22 protein-coding genes and 3 tRNA genes are annotated in these 18,967 nt (G+C 30.6%); 23 read left to right on the forward strand and 2 right to left on the reverse strand.

All coding sequences use genetic code 11. The features are described from left to right. Nucleotides 1–90 precede the first annotated feature (90 nt). The gene (locus RSD37_RS11760) at nt 91–639 is read right to left on the reverse strand and encodes an NADH peroxidase (protein ID WP_346946935.1); all 549 of its coding nucleotides are present in this window, start codon (nt 637–639) and stop codon (nt 91–93) included. Between the two features lie 363 nt (nt 640–1,002). On the opposite strand from RSD37_RS11760, the gene RSD37_RS11765 reads away from it, so the two are divergent. From RSD37_RS11765 to mreB, 19 genes are all read left to right on the forward strand, one after another. Further along, nucleotides 1,003–1,491, forward strand: coding sequence for a deaminase (locus tag RSD37_RS11765; RefSeq protein ID WP_346946936.1), 489 nt, complete (start codon nt 1,003–1,005; stop codon nt 1,489–1,491). Between the two features lie 467 nt (nt 1,492–1,958). Beyond that, nucleotides 1,959–2,333, forward strand: coding sequence for a hypothetical protein (locus RSD37_RS11770; protein WP_346946937.1), 375 nt, complete (start codon nt 1,959–1,961; stop codon nt 2,331–2,333). Nucleotides 2,334–2,337: 4 nt separating this feature from the next. Next, the gene (locus RSD37_RS11775) at nt 2,338–3,018 is read left to right on the forward strand and encodes a F0F1 ATP synthase subunit A (RefSeq protein WP_346946938.1); all 681 of its coding nucleotides are present in this window, start codon (nt 2,338–2,340) and stop codon (nt 3,016–3,018) included. A gap of 132 nt (nt 3,019–3,150) precedes the next feature. Then, nucleotides 3,151–3,399 carry an ATP synthase F0 subunit C gene (gene atpE, locus RSD37_RS11780; RefSeq protein WP_346946939.1) on the forward strand — a complete coding sequence of 83 codons (249 nt, stop codon included), beginning with the start codon at nt 3,151–3,153 and terminating at the stop codon, nt 3,397–3,399. A 130-nt stretch (nt 3,400–3,529) separates the two neighbouring features. After that, the gene (locus RSD37_RS11785; RefSeq protein WP_346946940.1) at nt 3,530–4,009 is read left to right on the forward strand and encodes a F0F1 ATP synthase subunit B; all 480 of its coding nucleotides are present in this window, start codon (nt 3,530–3,532) and stop codon (nt 4,007–4,009) included. Between the two features lie 2 nt (nt 4,010–4,011). Beyond that, nucleotides 4,012–5,061, forward strand: coding sequence for a F0F1 ATP synthase subunit delta (locus tag RSD37_RS11790; RefSeq protein WP_346946941.1), 1,050 nt, complete (start codon nt 4,012–4,014; stop codon nt 5,059–5,061). 36 nt (nt 5,062–5,097) lie between these two features. Next, a complete protein-coding gene (atpA, locus tag RSD37_RS11795; RefSeq protein ID WP_346946942.1) occupies nt 5,098–6,612 on the forward strand; it encodes a F0F1 ATP synthase subunit alpha in 1,515 nt (504 codons plus the stop codon). Nucleotides 6,613–6,644: 32 nt separating this feature from the next. After that, nucleotides 6,645–7,505 (forward strand): ATP synthase F1 subunit gamma, encoded by an 861-nt coding sequence (gene atpG / locus RSD37_RS11800; protein WP_346946943.1) that lies wholly within the window; start codon nt 6,645–6,647, stop codon nt 7,503–7,505. 108 nt (nt 7,506–7,613) lie between these two features. Continuing rightward, complete coding sequence (gene atpD, locus RSD37_RS11805; protein ID WP_346946944.1) at nt 7,614–9,005, forward strand: F0F1 ATP synthase subunit beta; 1,392 nt, start codon at nt 7,614–7,616, stop codon at nt 9,003–9,005. A gap of 23 nt (nt 9,006–9,028) precedes the next feature. Continuing rightward, the gene (locus RSD37_RS11810) at nt 9,029–9,292 is read left to right on the forward strand and encodes a hypothetical protein (protein ID WP_346946945.1); all 264 of its coding nucleotides are present in this window, start codon (nt 9,029–9,031) and stop codon (nt 9,290–9,292) included. Nucleotides 9,293–9,501: 209 nt separating this feature from the next. Next, a complete protein-coding gene (locus RSD37_RS11815) occupies nt 9,502–9,846 on the forward strand; it encodes a PadR family transcriptional regulator (RefSeq protein WP_346946946.1) in 345 nt (114 codons plus the stop codon). Continuing rightward, nucleotides 9,839–10,480 carry a hypothetical protein gene (locus RSD37_RS11820; protein ID WP_346946947.1) on the forward strand — a complete coding sequence of 214 codons (642 nt, stop codon included), beginning with the start codon at nt 9,839–9,841 and terminating at the stop codon, nt 10,478–10,480. The genes RSD37_RS11815 and RSD37_RS11820 overlap by 8 nt, the downstream gene beginning before the upstream one ends. A gap of 20 nt (nt 10,481–10,500) precedes the next feature. After that, a complete protein-coding gene (locus RSD37_RS11825) occupies nt 10,501–11,046 on the forward strand; it encodes a hypothetical protein (RefSeq protein ID WP_346946948.1) in 546 nt (181 codons plus the stop codon). Nucleotides 11,047–11,307: 261 nt separating this feature from the next. Continuing rightward, entirely contained in the window at nt 11,308–12,012 is a 705-nt protein-coding gene (locus RSD37_RS11830) for a hypothetical protein (protein WP_346946949.1), read from the forward strand. Between the two features lie 29 nt (nt 12,013–12,041). After that, the gene (murA, locus tag RSD37_RS11835; RefSeq protein WP_346946950.1) at nt 12,042–13,295 is read left to right on the forward strand and encodes a UDP-N-acetylglucosamine 1-carboxyvinyltransferase; all 1,254 of its coding nucleotides are present in this window, start codon (nt 12,042–12,044) and stop codon (nt 13,293–13,295) included. A 154-nt stretch (nt 13,296–13,449) separates the two neighbouring features. Then, nucleotides 13,450–14,556 (forward strand): stage II sporulation protein D, encoded by a 1,107-nt coding sequence (spoIID, locus tag RSD37_RS11840; protein WP_346946951.1) that lies wholly within the window; start codon nt 13,450–13,452, stop codon nt 14,554–14,556. Between the two features lie 132 nt (nt 14,557–14,688). Further along, on the forward strand, nt 14,689–15,393 hold the full coding sequence (locus RSD37_RS11845; RefSeq protein ID WP_346946952.1) for a M23 family metallopeptidase: 705 nt from the start codon (nt 14,689–14,691) through the stop codon (nt 15,391–15,393). Between the two features lie 123 nt (nt 15,394–15,516). Next, nucleotides 15,517–15,771 (forward strand): sporulation transcriptional regulator SpoIIID, encoded by a 255-nt coding sequence (gene spoIIID / locus RSD37_RS11850; protein WP_035135408.1) that lies wholly within the window; start codon nt 15,517–15,519, stop codon nt 15,769–15,771. 96 nt (nt 15,772–15,867) lie between these two features. Then, the gene (gene mreB / locus RSD37_RS11855) at nt 15,868–16,896 is read left to right on the forward strand and encodes a rod shape-determining protein MreB (protein ID WP_346946953.1); all 1,029 of its coding nucleotides are present in this window, start codon (nt 15,868–15,870) and stop codon (nt 16,894–16,896) included. Nucleotides 16,897–17,157: 261 nt separating this feature from the next. On the opposite strand, the gene yyaC is transcribed toward mreB, so the two are convergent. After that, the gene (gene yyaC, locus RSD37_RS11860; RefSeq protein ID WP_346946954.1) at nt 17,158–17,688 is read right to left on the reverse strand and encodes a spore protease YyaC; all 531 of its coding nucleotides are present in this window, start codon (nt 17,686–17,688) and stop codon (nt 17,158–17,160) included. 101 nt (nt 17,689–17,789) lie between these two features. On the opposite strand from yyaC, the gene RSD37_RS11865 reads away from it, so the two are divergent. The 4 genes from RSD37_RS11865 to RSD37_RS11880 all read left to right on the forward strand — a co-directional run bounded on the left by RSD37_RS11865 (nt 17,790) and on the right by RSD37_RS11880 (nt 18,908). Beyond that, a complete protein-coding gene (locus tag RSD37_RS11865; protein ID WP_346946955.1) occupies nt 17,790–18,428 on the forward strand; it encodes a hypothetical protein in 639 nt (212 codons plus the stop codon). Nucleotides 18,429–18,641: 213 nt separating this feature from the next. Further along, nucleotides 18,642–18,726, forward strand: a tRNA-Tyr gene (locus tag RSD37_RS11870). A 3-nt stretch (nt 18,727–18,729) separates the two neighbouring features. Then, nucleotides 18,730–18,805: transfer RNA gene (locus RSD37_RS11875), tRNA-Val, on the forward strand. Nucleotides 18,806–18,833: 28 nt separating this feature from the next. Next, a tRNA-Thr gene (locus tag RSD37_RS11880) sits at nt 18,834–18,908 on the forward strand. Nucleotides 18,909–18,967 lie beyond the last annotated feature (59 nt).

An 18,967-nucleotide genomic window follows, 5' to 3' on the forward strand; every position in this document is an offset into this window, starting at 1 on the left:
AATTGAAGAATTAACAAATAAAAGAGCCTTAGTGTAAACTAAGACCCTTTTTTAATAAGTATAGCAAAAACTTATTATATTTATGATTAATTATTTAGTGAAGTATCTTTTTAATAAACCGTTAAAAGCAGCGCCGTGTCTAGCTTCATCTTTGCACATTTCATGAACTGTATCATGGATTGCATCTAGGTTTAATTTTTTAGCTAATGTAGCAAGATCTTTTTTACCTTGACAAGCACCATGCTCAGCATCAACTCTCATTTGTAGGTTAGTTTTTGTATCTGCACAAACCACTTCCCCTAATAATTCAGCAAATTTAGCAGCGTGTTCTGCTTCTTCAAATGCTATTCTCTTGTAAGCTTCAGCAATTTCTGGGAATCCTTCTCTGTCAGCTTGTCGGCTCATCGCTAAGTACATTCCAACTTCTGTACATTCTCCAGTAAAATTAGCTCTTAATCCTTCGATTACTTCAGCATCAATATCTTTAGCAATACCTATTCTGTGTTCATCAGCCCAAGCTAAGTTTTCATCTGATTTTTCTACGAACTTATCTGCACCGGCCTTACATACTGGGCAAGCATTTGGAGCAGCATCTCCCTCGTGAATATAACCGCAAACTGTACATACAAATTTTTTCATAATTAAATCCTCCTATATTCTTTTATATATTTATTTTATTTTGTCTTTGTTGTATTTATCTTATGAACTTATTATACACTACAAAATAATAATTATCAATAGATAATTACTATTTTGTATAAAAATTATTAAATAAGAACTCATTCTTAATTATATGCTATTTAAATACGGGATTAATTAAGATATTATAATATTTATAGAAGAGTTGCTCAGAGTTAACCTAGTTTATATAAAATAACAATACTTGTTGATATATTATATATATGAGTTATATTTAAGTTTACACTTAAAACTTTTAGTGATTATTTATTACAATTACATATAAAGTTATTGTGTATCAAAAATGAAGGAGTGGAATACATTATGGATAGAATAAATAAAAATAATTATTATCTCGATATTTGTGAAACAGTTTTAGGGCGAGGTACATGTCTAAGAAGAAATTTTGCTGCTATTATTGTTAAAAATGATGAAATTATAGCAACTGGATATACTGGAGCACCTAGAGGAAGAGTTAACTGTTCAGATATTGGAAACTGCAGAAGAGAAACATTAAATGTTCCAAGGGGAACTAGATATGAATTATGTCGATCAGTTCATGCTGAGCAAAATGCTATCATATCAGCAAGGAGACAGGATATGATAGGAAGTACATTATATTTAGTAGGAAAGGAAATGACTAATGGTGAATATGTTAAGAATACAGCACCATGTTCATTATGCAAAAGGTTCATAATAAATTCTGGTATAGAAAAAGTTGTAATAAGAGATACTAAGACTGAGTTTAGAGAGGTATACGTAGATTATTGGATAAAAAATGATGATTCAATAGAGGGTGATGGCTCTTATTAGTTAGACTTTTGAATAACTGATTAAAAGGTTAATCAATATTAGACAATGTTGGATAACATAGTAAGTTTTACTTGCATAAATTAATTAAAAAAAATATGTCTAAAGGTGTGTATGTATATACATATTTACACATTAAATGTAACTTGAGGTATTTAATGGGTATATAACATCTGCTAAAGTCTGTTCTGCTAAGAAATCTTTTAAGATACACTATAAAAAGGAATTTAAAAATCTTTTAACAATTAATTGTAAATTTTCAGTTTTAATCGAAAATTGAATAATTCTTTTAGGAATTATTCCTTTTGTTATAATTGTGAGGAAAATGTAGCAAAGCGAAGGTAGGTTGTACTAATATTTCATAGTAATCTTTTTAGAACTTATTTGCCCAAATTTAGGTTAAAATTAAGTTTTAGAAGATTTAGTTAGAGGAGTATAATACTGATATGTAAATAAAGAGGGGTGTATAGATGAACAAAGAATGTGTAAATCTTATAAAAACTATTGGCTTTTATGATTTAGTTATTGGTATTATAATTTCTTTAATTTTATTATGGCCATTTGGAGTGAGTTCATTGTTTTTTCTATTGGGAATAATATGTGGTTTTATTAACCTTATAATAAACTCATATACAATAGAGATGCAACTCATGAGAGACAATAGTTTTAAAGGGTTACTAGTTATTCTATCATATATATGTAAGATGGTAATTGTATGTGGAACATCTCTCGCTATCATTGTTAAAAGTGAGGTGAGTTTTTTTATTTTTATTTCAGGATATACAGCACAGATATTAGCTGTTTTATGCTACGGGGTTAGTTTAGGAAAGCATGAAAGGGTGTGATTATATGGAAGAATTAGTACCTTTGTTTGCTCTTAATATTTTTGGATATGAACTTCATATTACATCAAGTATATTAATTCAATGGGTACTGATAGTTATTACATTAGGATTATCGCTTCTGTACAGTAAGAAAGTTAAAAAAATACCAGGGAAAGTGCAAAGTGTCATAGAATTGGGAATAGAGTTTTTAACTCGTATAGTAGAAGACAATATGGGTAAAGGAACAAATGGGTTTATTCCTTATATTGGGTCATTAGCAGTTTATCTGTTTCTATTAAACATGGTAGGGCTATTTGGAATAAAGCCACCTACATCTGATTACAATGTGACTTTAGGAATTGCAATTACAACCTTCTTAGTAGTTCAAGGATATACAATTAAGAAATTAGGTGTCTGGGGTTACTTTAAGGGGTATGCATCTCCGGTGGCCATACTACTTCCTATAAATATAATGGAAAGAGTTATGCTTCCAATATCATTAAGTCTAAGACTTTTTGGAAATATATTTGCGGCAACAATCATTATGGAACTTTTATATGAGGCGCTTACTGGACTTAATTTTATTGCAGCAATAGGGCTACCAATACCATTCCACTTGTATTTTGATATATTTGATGGAACAATACAGATGGTTATTTTTGTAATGTTAACTATGATAAATATTAAAATTACAGCAGAACATTAAAAGTTATTTGCATTTGAAAAAAGGTTATAACAATAACAGAAATATTAAAGTAAGATGTACAGATGTATATAGGAAACAGTGAGATAGTATATAAAAGAATCAGTTAAATAAAAAAATAAGGAGGAATTATAAATGGATTCAGCAGCTTTTGTAGCAGGAATGTCAGCAATTGGAGCGGGGATTGCAGCTATCGGCGTTATAGGTGGAGGAATTGGAACAGGAAATGCCACAGGAAAGGCAGTAGAGGGTATAGCAAAACAACCAGAGGCTAGTAGTAAAATAATGAGTGCTTTAATAGTGGGTGGAGCTTTATCAGAGGCTACAGCTATCTATGGATTTTTACTAGGTCTATTATTAATATTATTTGGAGTAAAGGGTTAGTTTACTTAGTAGAAAATAAGAGAAGGAAGGTGTAGTTCCGTATCTTAATTGATTAGTAAAGGTATTATGAAGAAAAGTATAAATTCATATTTATTAATTAAGTTAAAAGGTGAAGGATGGGACGTAATGTATGAATATTAATCCAGTTATGATTTTGGCAGCGACCATCAATTTCTTTATATTTTATTTTATACTAAGAAAATTTGTGTTTAATAAAACTTTAGCAGTTATAAACTCTAGAAAAGAAGAGGTTGAAAAATCTTTTAATATGGCTAGGGAACAAGAAGAGCGTGCCAAGTTATTAAAAGAGCAATATAAAGAGGATGTAATAAGGTATAGAAATGATGGCTTGAAATTAGTAGAAAACTTTAAGCAGAAGGCTGATAAGGTCTATGCAGAAGTAATTGAGGAATCACATAAAGAAGCAAATACTATTAAAGAAAAGGCTATGAAAGACATATCAAGAGAAAGAGCTAAGGCTAGTCAAGAAATTAAACAAGAAATTATAGATTTATCAATGAAACTTGCAGAGAAAACCTTGGAAAATGAAATTAATGAAAGTAAGCATAAAGAATTAATAGATGAATTTATAACTAAGGTAGGTATTTAAAAATGTATGAATTTTTAGATAGGCGGTATGCTCTTGCTCTTTACAATACATGTGTTGAAGCGGGAAATGTAGAACTTGTGTTAGAAGATTTAAAAGAAATAGTTAATGAGATAGAGAGTAATGAAGGTCTTATTAAAATCATTAAAAACCCACAAATCAATAAGTATAATAAAAAGAGAATTTTCAAGGAACTATTCAAGGGAAGTATAGAAGATGAACTATTAAATTTTTTATTATTGCTCATTGAAAAAGGGAGAATTCTTTATCTGAAAGAAAAATATACCCAGTTCAGGTTAATATATTTAGAAAATAATAATACCGTTATAGCTAAAATAAAATCTGTAATTCCGCTTGATGAAAATCAAAGAGTGGGTATAAAGCAGAAACTAGAAAAAAGATATGAGAAAACAATAATTTTAGAAGAGCAGATTGATGAGTCCTTATTAGGTGGAATTCTATTAACTGTTGGGAATGAAGTCATTGATGGTAGTATCAAAAATAAACTAATGGAGTTTAAAGATATATCGGAAGGTAACGTTGTGAATCGATACAATTTCAAAGAACTTAATAAAGAGTTAGTTGCAACGCTTACTGTAGATAAGCCACTAGAAGAAAAAGAAAGAGAAAGATTAAGAGTTTGGTTACAGGATTTCTATGATAGAGATATTGTTATAAAGCAAGTTATAGCAGCTGATGCTAAGGATGATATAACAATTGCTATAGGAAATGATGTAATGGGGAAAAGTGTTATAGATAAGCTTATAAATGACTATATAATGGTGGGTGAATCTAAAAAACAAGAAAATTATATTTTAGAGTTACAAGAAAAAGATAAGATTTTAGAAGCTAAAATTACTACAGTAGTTCCATTAACTGAAGAAGAAAAGGTTAAATTGATTAAGGGGCTTGAAAAATTCTATAACAGAAAAATAGTAATAAAAGAAGAAATAAATAAAAATATAATAGGTGGAGTATTAGTTCAAATAGGAAATGATATTACTGATGGAACAGTAAAAGGTAAATTAAGATATGTTAGAAGCGATATGCAATAATATGCTATAAATTGTCATAGAAATAGAGGTGGAATCATGCATATTAAACCAGGTGAAATAACGTCTATTATAAAAAGAGAGTTAGATAGGTACGAAAGCCACATCAACACAATAGATTCAGGAACTATTATCCAAATAGGTGATGGTATAGCTAGAATTTATGGGTTAGATAATTGTCTAGAAGGAGAACTTTTAGAGTTCCCTAAAAATGTATATGGAATCGCTCTAAATCTAGAACAAGATAATGTTGGATGTGTGCTACTGGGTTCCGAAGAAGGAATAAGAGAAGGCGATTTAGTAAAAAGAACAGGAAGAGTTGTAGAAGTACCAGTTGGTGAGGAACTTATAGGAAGAGTTGTAGATTCATTAGGGAATCCTATTGATGGAAAAGGTGTTATAACTGCATCTGAATATAGACCTGTAGAAGTAGAAGCACCCGGTGTTATAGAAAGACAATCGGTGAAGACTCCAATGCAAACAGGTATAAAATCTATAGATTCAATGATACCAATTGGAAAAGGACAAAGAGAGTTAATTGTAGGAGATAGACAAACAGGGAAGAGTGCCCTAGCCATAGATGCAATTATAAACCAAAAGGGTAAAAATGTAACATGTATTTATGTAGCTATAGGACAAAAACAGTCTACTGTTGCGAATATAGTTAATACATTAACATCAGCAGGAGCTATGGATTATACAATAGTTGTAGCTGCAACAGCATCACAATCAGCATCACTTCAGTATTTGGCACCTTTCTCAGGATGTTCTATGGCTGAATATTTCATGTATAAGGGTGGAGATACATTAATAGTGTATGATGACTTGTCGAAGCACGCAGTTGCTTATAGAACAATGTCATTATTACTTCGAAGACCACCAGGAAGAGAAGCGTATCCAGGTGATGTTTTCTATCTTCACTCAAGACTTTTAGAAAGAGCTGCAAAACTTTCGGATACTTTAGGTGGAGGATCACTTACTGCACTTCCGATAATAGAAACTTTGGCAGGCGATGTTACAGCATATATTCCTACTAATGTAATATCTATAACAGATGGTCAAATTTTCTTAGAGGCAGATTTATTCCATGCAGGGCAAAGACCAGCGGTAAATGCAGGAATATCAGTATCAAGGGTTGGTGGAAATGCACAAATCAAAGCTATGAAACAAGTAGCTTCAACACTAAGAATAGAACTTGCTCAGTATAGAGAACTTGTAAACTTTACTCAGTTTGGGTCAGATCTTGATAAGGAAACTATAAAGAGACTTGAAAAGGGAAAAAGACTTATAGAAATATTAAAGCAAGATCAATATGTCCCTATGGATGTAGATAGACAGGTAATAATAATATACTGTGCAGTAAATAATTTCTTAAGTGATATCCCAGTTAATAAAATTAGAACTTTTGAAAAAGAGTTTTTAGATTTTGTATATACTCATAGTAGAGAAATTCCTAATCTAATAAAAGAACGAGAAGCGTTAGATTCAGAAATAGAAGAAAAATTAAATATTGCTATAGATGAATTTAAGAAAGTATTTTTAGCTGAGATTTAAGAAAATCACCTAAAATTATAGGAGGTGAAAATATGGGCGTTGCAGGATTAGTTGTACTTAAGAAGAGAATAAAATCTATAGAAAGTACAAAAAAACTTACCAAGGCTATGGCCTTAGTAGCAACATCAAAATTAAAGAAAATAAGGGTAGCACTATATACAAATAAGACTTATTTTAAAAGCTATAAAGATATTATGGATGAAATAATCCCAGCGCTACCCAAAGAAAATAGGTATATGCAAGTCAATGGAAGCAAACAAAAGCTAATTATAGTTATAACCTCAGATATGGGTATGTGTGGTGCCTATAATAATAATGTTATAAGTAAGTTGAAAGATATAACTAAGAATAATTTAAGTGATTATAAATTATTGGTTCTAGGAGAAAAAGGTAAGGCATTATGTAAAAGGTATGGTTTTGACATTGTAGATTACAATGTGAAGTTATCTGACTTGCCAACTACAAGTGAAGCAAAGAAAATATTTCAATATGGATTTGATATGTTTTCTAAGGGTGAGTTTGGAGAAGTAAGTATAGTGTATACCTGGTTAAAGAATCCTATAATTAAAGAGCCTAGAGAATATAAAATACTACCCCTAGAGTTTAGTTCTAGTAACGAAAATAGTATCAGCGAAGATGAGTTTGATATAGAAGGAAATAAAGAAGAGTTAATAGAATCCATAGTGCCGTCTTATTGTAATGCAATGATACTAAATGCAATGATGAATTCTAAAGCATCAGAACAAAGCAATAGAATGGAAACTATGAATAGTGCAACTCGAAATGCGGATGATTTAATAGCTGGTTTAAAATTGAGATATAATAGGATTAGACAGGGTGCTATCACACAAGAAATTTCTGAAATTGTTGGAGGATCTGAGGCTCAGAGATAATGTAAAGTCTCTAATGTCCAACGCAAAGGTTATATTATAAAAATATATATAGAGGGGAGGCGTTACATTTAATTTGTATAAATGTACAATTTAATGTAGCTAGTTAATATGTCACAACGTATTGGTAAAGTAGTTCAAATTATTGGACCCGTAATAGATATAAAGTTTGATGGAGATTCATTACCGAATATCTACAATGCTATTCAAATTAAGATGGATGGAAGAGTTATAATAGCTGAAGTTGAACAACACATAGGAGATGACATAGTTAGAACTATATCTATGGAATCTACAGAAGGTCTTAAACGTGGAGTTAAGGCTATAGATACAGGTAGACCTATTGAGGTGCCTGTAGGACAAGAAGTTCTTGGAAGACTTTTTAATGTGTTAGGCCAAACTAAGGATGAAAAAGGGCCTGTTGAAACAGATAAATATTATACCATACATAGATCTGCTCCAACTTTTGAAGAGCAGTCTGTAGAACCTGAGATGTTTGAAACAGGAATAAAGGTAATAGATTTAATAGCCCCATACCAAAAAGGTGGTAAAATTGGTCTTTTTGGGGGAGCAGGAGTTGGAAAAACTGTGCTAATACAAGAGCTTATTAATAATATAGCTAGAGAGCATGGTGGATTATCTGTATTTACTGGAGTTGGAGAACGTACAAGAGAAGGAAATGATTTATATAATGAAATGATAGAATCTGGAGTTATAAATAAGACTGCTTTAGTTTTTGGGCAGATGAATGAATCTCCAGGTGCGAGAATGAGAGTTGCGTTAACGGGACTTACAATGTCTGAGTATTTTAGAGATCAAGGTCAAGATGTATTATTATTTATAGATAATATATTTAGATTTACTCAGGCGGGTTCAGAGGTGTCAGCTTTACTTGGAAGAATACCAAGTGCAGTAGGATATCAGCCAACGTTAGCAACAGAAATGGGTGCTTTACAGGAACGTATAACATCAACAAGAAGTGGATCAATTACTTCAGTTCAGGCCGTATATGTGCCTGCAGATGATCTTACAGACCCAGCACCAGCTACTACATTCTCACATCTTGATGCAACTACAGTTCTATCAAGATCTATAGTTGAACTTGGTATATACCCAGCGGTAGATCCATTAGAATCATCATCTAGAATGCTTGACCCTAGAATTGTAGGAGAAGAGCATTATCAGGTAGCGACTCAAGTAAAATACATTCTTGAAAGATATAAAGAACTTCAGGATATAATAGCTATACTTGGGGTAGATGAATTATCAGATGAGGATAAAGTATTAGTTAAAAGAGCGAGAAGAGTGCAAAGATTCTTATCACAACCTTTTACCGTTGGAGAGCAGTTTACTGGATTTAAAGGTAGATATGTACCAATTAAAGATACAGTAAGAGGTTTTAAAGAGATTTTAGAAGGAAAGCATGACGAATTGCCAGAGTCAGCATTTTTATTTGCAGGATCAATAGAAGACGTAATAGAAAAATCTAAGGCTATTAAATAATGCTAAGTTGGATGTGATAGATTATGAAAAAAACATTTAACCTTATAATTATTACCCCTGAAAGTGAAGTTTTTAAGGGTGATGTAGTTAGCTTAAATTGTGAAACTACAGAGGGCAGAATGGGAATTCTTCCAGATCATTGTGCTGTTATTGCTGGGCTCGTACCAACTATAACAATGTTTGAAGAAGTTGATGGAAAAAAACATGAGATAAAGACTTCAAATGGGGTACTAAAAGTAAGAAAAAATAATGTAAGTATACTTTGTGATACGGTAGAGTGGTCATAGTAAGAATAAAAATATACATACAAGTTTTAAAAAGTATAGAAGAATGGTTTACAAGGCCATTTTTCTATGCTTTTTTATTTTACAGAAGTTTATTTGGAATTAAATTAAAAAATGGATAAAGTTACAATGAAATTTCATATATAGTGTTGCAACATATAGTAATACTACATATAATAATAAAATACATATAAAGTAAATGGAGGTTAAAAATGGAGATGGATAAAGAGCTGTTAAAGGGCTTCATAGATATATTAATTTTATCTATAATTAAATTTAACAATAATATCTATGGTTATAATATTATGAAACTAGTTAATACAGCTGCTAAAGATGATTTTGAACTTCAAACGGGAACCATGTATATTGCTTTAAAACGATTAGAAAAACAAAAACTTATTTTATCAAATGTAATTGAAGGTGAAAATGGTATCAAAAGAAGACATTACTCAATTACTGATGAAGGAAAGAGTAAATTAGATAAATTAAACGGTGATTTTGATAAAATAACTCAGCTTAGTTTAAAGTTTAGAGAGGGGTGGATGAAAGATGAATAGTTTAAGCCCTAAAATAAATAGGAGAATAAATAGACACCTTAGAAAACTTTTTAGTTCTGCATTTGAAAATACGAAAGATGTTAAGGAGTTAAAAGAAGAATTAAAAAACTACATTGTAACAGAAGTTATCACCTTAATAGAAAATGGGGAATCAGAAGATAGGGCTTTTGAAATAGTAAGAAATGAGGTTGGAAATAATTCTGATTTTAAAGAGGAGCTTTCGAGTATTTTTAGCAACACTAGATATTTATTTTTACTTAAACTTACTTATGTATGTAATTTAATATTTATTATTTTAGAAATAGTAATAAGACTTTCATATAAAGGTATTATAAATATTGATTGGTATAACGTTAGAATTATGTCTAAATTTAGTTATATGATATTCTTTATATCATCCATCATATTTTTTATATGGACATTTATAAACTTAATTTTAATTCCTAGAACAATTAAATTTAAAATTCAAGCTATAATCATTACCATATTAAATTTCGTTATATGTTTAGTTATATTAAGGAGCCAAGCTTACGGATCAATGTCATATTTATCATATGAAATTTTTTGGGGAATATTTACGATGGATTTAGCACTGTACTTCTTAATATATACAAGAAAAGTTTTTAAATTTTAATAATTCAGGAGGGGTTAATTATGAATAGAAGATTATATAGGATTTATTTGATTATGTGTATTATTTTAGTTACATTAGTTCTAGGTGGGTGCAGTTCTCCAAAAGATAATGCAGAGGAGACTATAAAGAGGTTTGTTGAAAAGCATTATGTAGTGGATACTGAAGATTTAGAAATGTGGAATGAATACAATGCTAATGGAGTTAATCCCAAAAGTAAGCTCTCAAAGAAGGCTAAGACTATTGCAGAACTTATGACAGGTGAGGCATATAATTTATATGAAATCAATAGAACTTTTGGGGCTAGAATAAAATATCTTTGTGATGAAAATTGCAGAGCTGAAGTAAAGGATATAACTATAACTGAAAAAGAAAAATCAGAAGATATGAGATGTTTTAATATTAAATTTAATTGGATTATAAAAAATGAACAAGGAGAAATAGTGAAGGAGGAATTAATGGATAAAGATATGTATCTCTCAGATGATCATGGAAAGTGGCTTATAAATCATTGTAATAAGTTTGAAATTATATATAAAGATAAAGATTTTATCATTGTTGGGCTTTAATGATACTAGGAATATAGGATTTAAAGATAAAGTTTAAATATGATAATAAGAAAAAGGTGATTTATGAAATATATAAATCATCTTTTTAAATTTCGTATAACACTTTCGTGAACATATTTTGGGAAAAAATATATATTAGTAATATAGATAAAGATAAGTATACAAAACCTCAATACAAAATATGGGAAAAGGGAATAAAAACAATTATTAAGTCAATAATTTAGGATAGTTGAATTTATTCTTTAATGAGGTGGGGTATATATGAAATTATATAAGAAGTTATTAATTATCACTATGTTAGCACTAACTGTTATAAATTTTAATAATAAAATTTCCTATGGGAATGATAATGTTGATATGTTTAAAGAAGTCTTGAAGAATGTAGATGTTTCTACTGAAGAATATATGGTTGAAGGAAGCTTCTATAGTGAGGAAAAGCCAGAGAATATATATAATAATATAATTAAAAATATAGAAAATATTATGGGACAAGTTGAATTTAAAAATGAAGACAGTAATAGCTTTAAAATAAGCTTTAATAATAAAGATTATAACGGTAAAATCATAATACTTCCATATAAGCAAGGATATGAGGTTGTATTAAGTATTTCTATTTGTGGACTAAATTTAGATATTGATGAAGAAGAACAGTTAAGTGGTAGAATTTCAGAAATTTTATCTCCGATTAATAGTAGTGTAGAGTATTCGCTATGTGTAAAAAGTAAAATCTTAAGTAATACTATAGAAGAAGTAAAAGATACTGTTTTAAATCAACTAAAATTATATAAAGCACAAAATATTGATAAAGTAAAAATTAGTAATGGGTATAGTATTATAAGCAATACAAATATATATGATGAAAAAATAATATTAGGAAAAGCTATAGATTTTAACTGTGCTATAGTTAAATATTCTTCTGGATGCTATTTAATAATGGGAACCCCTGAAATAACAGTAACGTACTAAACCAGTAGCATTTTAAATGGAGGATTAACATGTGTAAGTTTTATATAAAGGGTAACAATAGATTAGTAGGTGATGTAAACATAAGTTCAGCTAAGAATGCTGTATTACCTATACTCGCTTCAACTATATTAGCAGATAGTGAATCAATAATAAATAATGTACCAATGCTAGAAGATGTATATGTATTATGTGATGTATTGAAATCAATTTCGGCAGAGGTAAATATAGATAAAGATAATAACAAAATAAGAATTGATGCTAAGAACTTAGATGATAAAGGGATAGATAATAATTTAATAGGCAAGATGAGAGCAGCTTTTTTAATTATAGGACCTTTAGTAGCTCGATTTGGAAAAGCAAGAATCTCCCTTCCTGGAGGATGTAAGATTGGGGCTAGACCTATAGATTTATATTTAAAAGGATTAAAGGCATTAGGAGCAACAATAAAAGAAGAGAGTGGATATGTAGAAGTTAGTACAAAAAAATTTATTGGAAGTGCAGTTTTCTTAGATTATCCATCAGTAGGTGCTACGGAGAATTTAATGATGTCAGCCACGCTTGCGGAAGGAAATACCTATATAGAAAATGCTGCAAGAGAACCTGAAATAGTAGATTTAGCTAACTTTTTAAATAAGATGGGAGCTGAAATTATAGGAGCAGGTACTAGCACTATATGTATAAAGGGTGTAAATAAATTAAATGGAGCAAATCATAGCCCTATATTTGATAGGATAGAAGCTGGAACTATGATGGTTGCAGCACCTATTACTAAAGGGAAGATAATAATAAATGGAGTAGATGAAAATTACTTAAGGCCAGCAATATTTAAGTTAAGAGAAATGGGTGTAAAAATAGAGGTTATAGGAAACAAAGTTATTGTAGATGGAGATGTAGATTTGAAACCAATAAATATTATAACATTACCACATCCAGGATTTCCAACAGATATGCAATCTCAAATGTTAAGTTTGTTATGTATTGCTCAAGGACAAAGTAGCGTAAAGGAAACAGTCTTCGAAAATAGATTTATGCAAGTATCACAACTTAGAAGAATGGGAGCAAATATTTCAATAAATGGAAAAGTAGCTACGATTGATGGGGTTGGACAATTAACAGGTGCGGAGGTTATAGCTCCAGATTTAAGAGCAGGTGCAGGTCTAGTTTTAGCAGGATTAGGAGCTAAAGGGGACACAATAATAGATGAGATATACCATATCGATAGAGGATATGTTTCAATAGAAGATAAACTTACTGCATTAGGTGCAGATATAATTAGAATATAATTTTAAATATAACAAGGGGTAATAAGAAAACTCGGCTCTAAAGTAAAGGGCTGAGTTTTCTATTTTTATTATAGGAATATTATGGTATTTAATCTAATAGATATAACTATGTTAAATACTATAGATAAGTTAATTTTATTAAGGAGGAAGTAAAGTGAAATACTATAGAAATGTTAGAATGAATATTAATTATGACAAAGTAGTCAAAGTGCTAAGGCCAATTATGAGTGTAGCTATATATTCAATATTATTAATGGGGTTTCTTATTTTATCATATAAGTTAATATTGGGAGGTAATAAAGAGATTGTTGAAAGTAATGAAGTACATGAAACGATAACAACTATAAATACAAATAATGAAGTGGAAAAGTCAGGGGATAATATACCTTTAAAAATAAATATAGAAGAGGTAGAAGTATATATAACAAAGGAGAATAAAGTTATTAGTATACCTTTAGAAGAGTATATCAAAGGGGTTGTGTGTAGTGAAATGCCATTAAATTTTAATAAAGAAGCATTGAAGGCACAAGCAATAGCTGCAAGGACATATACTATAGCCCATACAAAAGAATTTTCAAGAGGATGTGCTAATGGTAAAGGAGCAGACTTATGTGATACAGTTCATTGTCAGGTATATACCCAAAAGGATGAGAAGATAAAACAGTTTGGTTCAGAGGGAGAAAACAAGTGGAATCTAGTAGAAACTATAGTGAATGAAACACAGGGAATGGTGCTTACATATAATAATGAAATAGTAAAAGGCGCTTATTATTTTTCTACTAGTAGTGGTAAAACGGAAAATGTAGAAGATGTGTTTACTACTGCATTACCGTACTTAAGAAGCGTAGAAAGTCTTGGAGAAGAAGTGGCACCAAGATACGAGAGTACAGAAACTGTTGATATAAATCGATTTGCTCAAATTATAAATGAGAATTATAAGAATGCCAATGTTTCAGCAGTTAATTTAGAAAATCAAATTACAATAAATGGTTACACAGATGGAGGGTGTATAAAAGATATATCCATTGGGGATGTTACTATAACAGGAGTTAAGTTTAGACAGTTATTTGGACTAAATTCAGCCAATTTTTCGATAGAGTTTTTGAGTAACCAAGTAGTTATAAATTGTACTGGTTTTGGACATGGAGTAGGAATGAGCCAATGGGGTGCTAATGTTATGGCTGGAGAAGGAAAAACTTGTGAGGAAATTTTAAAACATTACTATACTGGGGTGGAAATAAAAAATATAAATGATAAATAGAAACATATTCAATAAGGCTTAGGCCTTATTTTTTTGTTTCAATTATAAAAATTTAGAAAAAACAAGAAAAAAATTTTCTTGTAGTGTATTAATTTCCCAATATACGTCCACAATACTGATGGAGGTGTTTTTATGAACAATAAACTTAGCAAAGTGAAGCAATTCTTTAAAAAAGAAGGTTTCTATGTAATTCTATTTGTTTGTTTATGTGCTGTTGCTACAGTTGCAGTTGTAACTACTGGAAAAAATAATTCTAAAGATTCCAAAGACGATGGCAATATAGCAATGGAACAAGGAGAAAAAGAAGTAGTAACTCAACCAGAAAAACCTGAAAATGCATTACAGGTCAAAGATGAGCTTGAAGAAGTACCAATGGTTCAAAAAAATGATAAAAATGAAACACAGGCTGTTTCAACTAAAGGTGAAATTAGTTTTAATAATCCTGTAGAAGGTACTTTGGGAAGAGCTTATTCTGAAGATCCTGTATATTGGTCAACAACAAAAAGCTATAAAAATCATTCAGCTATTGATGTTAAAGCTGAAGAAGGAGCTGCTGTTAAGGCTGTAAGTGCTGGAGTTGTTAAAAATGTAGGAGTTAATACTGAGGGTGTTTATGTGGAAATAGACCACCAAAATGGACTAACTACAATATATGGAAATCTTCAAGAAAAAGTTGCAGTTAAAAAGGGAGACGCAGTAACAGCTGGTCAAGAATTAGGAGCTGTAGGTAATACTACAAATCTTGCATATGAAGATTATGGAACTTATCTTCATTTCCAAGTATTACAAGATGGAAAAGAAGTAGATCCAGCTAAATATGTTAGTTATAAAAAATAACTAAATAAAAATTAACTTTCTTACTGGCTTTTTGAACTTTATGGGAAAAGGGCTAGTAAGAAGGTAATTTAAAAGAAGAAGCTAGCATATTTATAATTATAGAAGGGTTAAGGAGGTAACACTTTGAAAGACTATATTGAAGATAGAGTATTAGAAGTAGCAAAATATATAATAGAGTCCGAGGCGACAATAAGAAAAACAGCATCGGTTTTCGGAGTAAGTAAAAGTACAATTCATAAGGATATGACAGAGAGATTACCTAAAATAAATGCTCAGATAGCAGAAGAAGCTAAAAATATCTTAGACCTAAATAAAGCTGAAAGACATATAAGAGGTGGAAAAGCTACTAAAATGAAGTATAAAACAATTGAAGGTTAATTAGAATAGTAATATAATAGTTATATACGATTTTAGTAAATATTGTATAGTATTTTAAAAAGAAGAAAATACTATAGAGCAGGAGTGAATTTTAAGATGTTTTTTTTTGGGATAGGAACAGATATGGGGATAGACTTAGGTACTGCCACGGTACTCGTTTACATGAAAGGGAAGGGGATAATATTAAAAGAACCTTCAGTTGTGGCTATTGATAAAAATGTAAACAAGGTTTTGGCAGTAGGTGAAGAAGCGAGAAAGATGATTGGGAGAACACCAGGAAACATTGTTGCCATTCGACCACTTAGAGATGGGGTAATATCAGACTATGATGTTACAGAAAAAATGCTTGAACACTTTATAAAAAAGGCTTGTGGGAAACGTAAGATGTCAACTCCTAGAGTTGTAATGTGTGTTCCTTGTGAAGCTACAGAAGTGGAAAGAAGAGCTGTTGAGGATGCGGCAAGAAATGCAGGTGCTAAAAAGGTACTGTTAATAGAAGAACCTTTAGCTGCTGCTATAGGGGCAGGATTAGACATTACTAAGGCTAGTGGAAACATGGTTATTGACATAGGAGGAGGCACAACGGATATAGCGGTAATTTCTCTAGGTGGAATGGTAGTTAGGGAATCAATTAAAACTGCTGGAGATAATTTTGATGATGCTATAATTCGTTACATAAGAAAAAAACATAAACTAATGATTGGAGAAAGAACAGCTGAAGATTTAAAGATAAGTATAGGTTGTGCTTATCCAAAGAAAGAAGATATTAAAGCAGAAATAAGAGGAAGAGATCTTATAACAGGACTTCCTAAAAACATTACGGTTTATTCTAGTGAAATGCAAGAAGCGCTTAAAGATCAAGCGTATGAAATTGCAGAGTGTGCACATTCTGTACTGGAGAAGACTCCACCTGAACTTGCTGCTGATATAGCAGATAAAGGAATAATAATTACTGGTGGAGGCGGACTGTTAGATGGCCTAGACAAGTTGATTGAAGAAGTTACACACGTACCAGTATATGTTGCAGAGGATTCAGTATCATGTGTTGCAGTTGGAACAGGAAAGATGCTTGACTTTGTAGATAAATTAGATGATTCCTTCAATGGATATGATGTTACCATGTAGGAATAAAATGTACAAGTTTGAATATTAAACCTAAGTTATGATGGGTTACATATAATAAGATTACTCTTTTAATTAGTAGTTAATAGCAATATTTATTAAGAGGGTAAAAATTAAAAGTATTATTAGGTACCTAGTATATAAAAGTAATTATATACTAGGTATTTTGTATTGGTTTATAATGTATAAGCTTAACTTAAATTTATGATTAAAATCTAAGTTAAGTATTTAAAGTAGTGTAGTTTATTTATTGCAACTTATATATCAATTAGATAAAGTACTTAAATAATAGCCGTGAACTAACCCGTTTATGATAACCTTTGATAGTTCTAAAATTAGACTTAAGCGAATGTTTCTACTTGTAAAAGGTTCATCTATATCACTAGAATCAACAATACCAATTATTGATATATCTCCAACAGGTGAAAGGGATTTTCCAACACCCTTACCTGGATTTATAGGGAAATTTCTAACTTGTATTTCACCAATTTTGCTAGGTGGACCTAAACAAGCATCGATACCAATGATTTTAGAGTTTGGATGCTTTAATTTTATATCGGATAGTTTAGTATCTAAATTTAGGGCGTGTATAGGGTTGGAAACTGTGCCGTATACAGGAAGAGGAAAAAATTTTTCTTGAAGCATACTACCGATAAGCGGCCCTAGACAGTCACCAATGCATCTATCAGTTCCAATACAAACAATAATAGTGTTTGCATCTAATTCATCTTTTAAAAAGTTTGACAAGGAGTAATAACCTAATTGATCTTTATAATGAATCTTAACTTTACTCACAGAAACACCTCCATATGAATTTATATGAAGTTACAGTGGTATAAATTCTAAAAAATGTGGAATAATTTAGATAGTTTTATCTACAAAAGGAGGAGAAGGAATTGAAAAGAAATACATACTCTATGATAGTAGTAATTTATACAATATTAAATATAATATTATTAATTAATTTTAATGAGTATCAAGAGAATGATTTGGAGGAAAAAAACAACAATCAATATACATATAAAGATGAATTGAAATTAGAAAGAATAAGTGAGGAGGCTAGACTTAAAGAAAGTAAAGGAGTAGAAGGCTCCAATGAAGAAGAAATTCAGCCTAGAGAATCAAGTATTAATGATAACTATAATAAGAAATCAATAGAGGCAACCAGTAAAAATCAAGAACAGTTAAAGTCTTTATATAAAAGTGATAGTGAAATAGTTAAAATAGATGATTTGCAACTTGATAAGTATAATAAAGAAATTTGTGAGAAGAATAAGGTGATGAAGACATCTACGGATGAAATGATTAAGGATTTGAGTGCAGTAGAAAAGGGCAAAATAATGCTTATATGCAAAGAGTTAACTGAAGAAGATTACGAAGATATAACGGAGTATCTTAGTTATAATAATGAAAGATTAGCAGTGATGAGGACGTTAGATGTACTAGAGAGTAAAGTGGAGAAGAAAAAGGTAGACCAGATAAAGGAAATATTTTCTAAATATATTGATATGAGTAAGGTTGAAGGTAAAGATTAGTATAAAATATCTTAATTAAATTAAAAAAAGATAGTTAATGATAAAAGAAATAAAAAAAAATAAAAAAAAATCAAATTAGGGGTTGAAAAAAAACCAATATAATTGTATACTAAGTCTTGTCAGTTTAATGACATTTTAATTGGCACGGATAAATAGAGAGATTAGTAAATGTTTATAATAAAATTAATGTATTAATTTCAATATTTAAATTGTGGAGGAGTTCCCGAGTGGCCAAAGGGGGCAGACTGTAAATCTGTTACGTTTCGTTTCGATGGTTCGAATCCGTCCTCCTCCACCACACGGTCGCATAGCTCAGCTGGGAGAGCATCTGCCTTACAAGCAGAGGGTCACAGGTTCGATCCCTGTTGCGACCACCATTTAAACTTTAGTTTTTAAGTATAATATGCTGGCATGGCTCAACGGTAGAGCAGCTGATTTGTAATCAGCAGGTTGTAGGTTCGATTCCTATTGCCAGCTCCATAAAGTGGAGGAGTTCCCGAGTGGCCAAAGGGGGCAGACTGTAAATCTGTTACGTTTCG

The sequence above is a fragment of the Clostridium sp. genome, assembly GCF_036646415.1.
In the GTDB taxonomy this organism is placed as follows: domain Bacteria; phylum Bacillota; class Clostridia; order Clostridiales; family Clostridiaceae; genus Clostridium_J.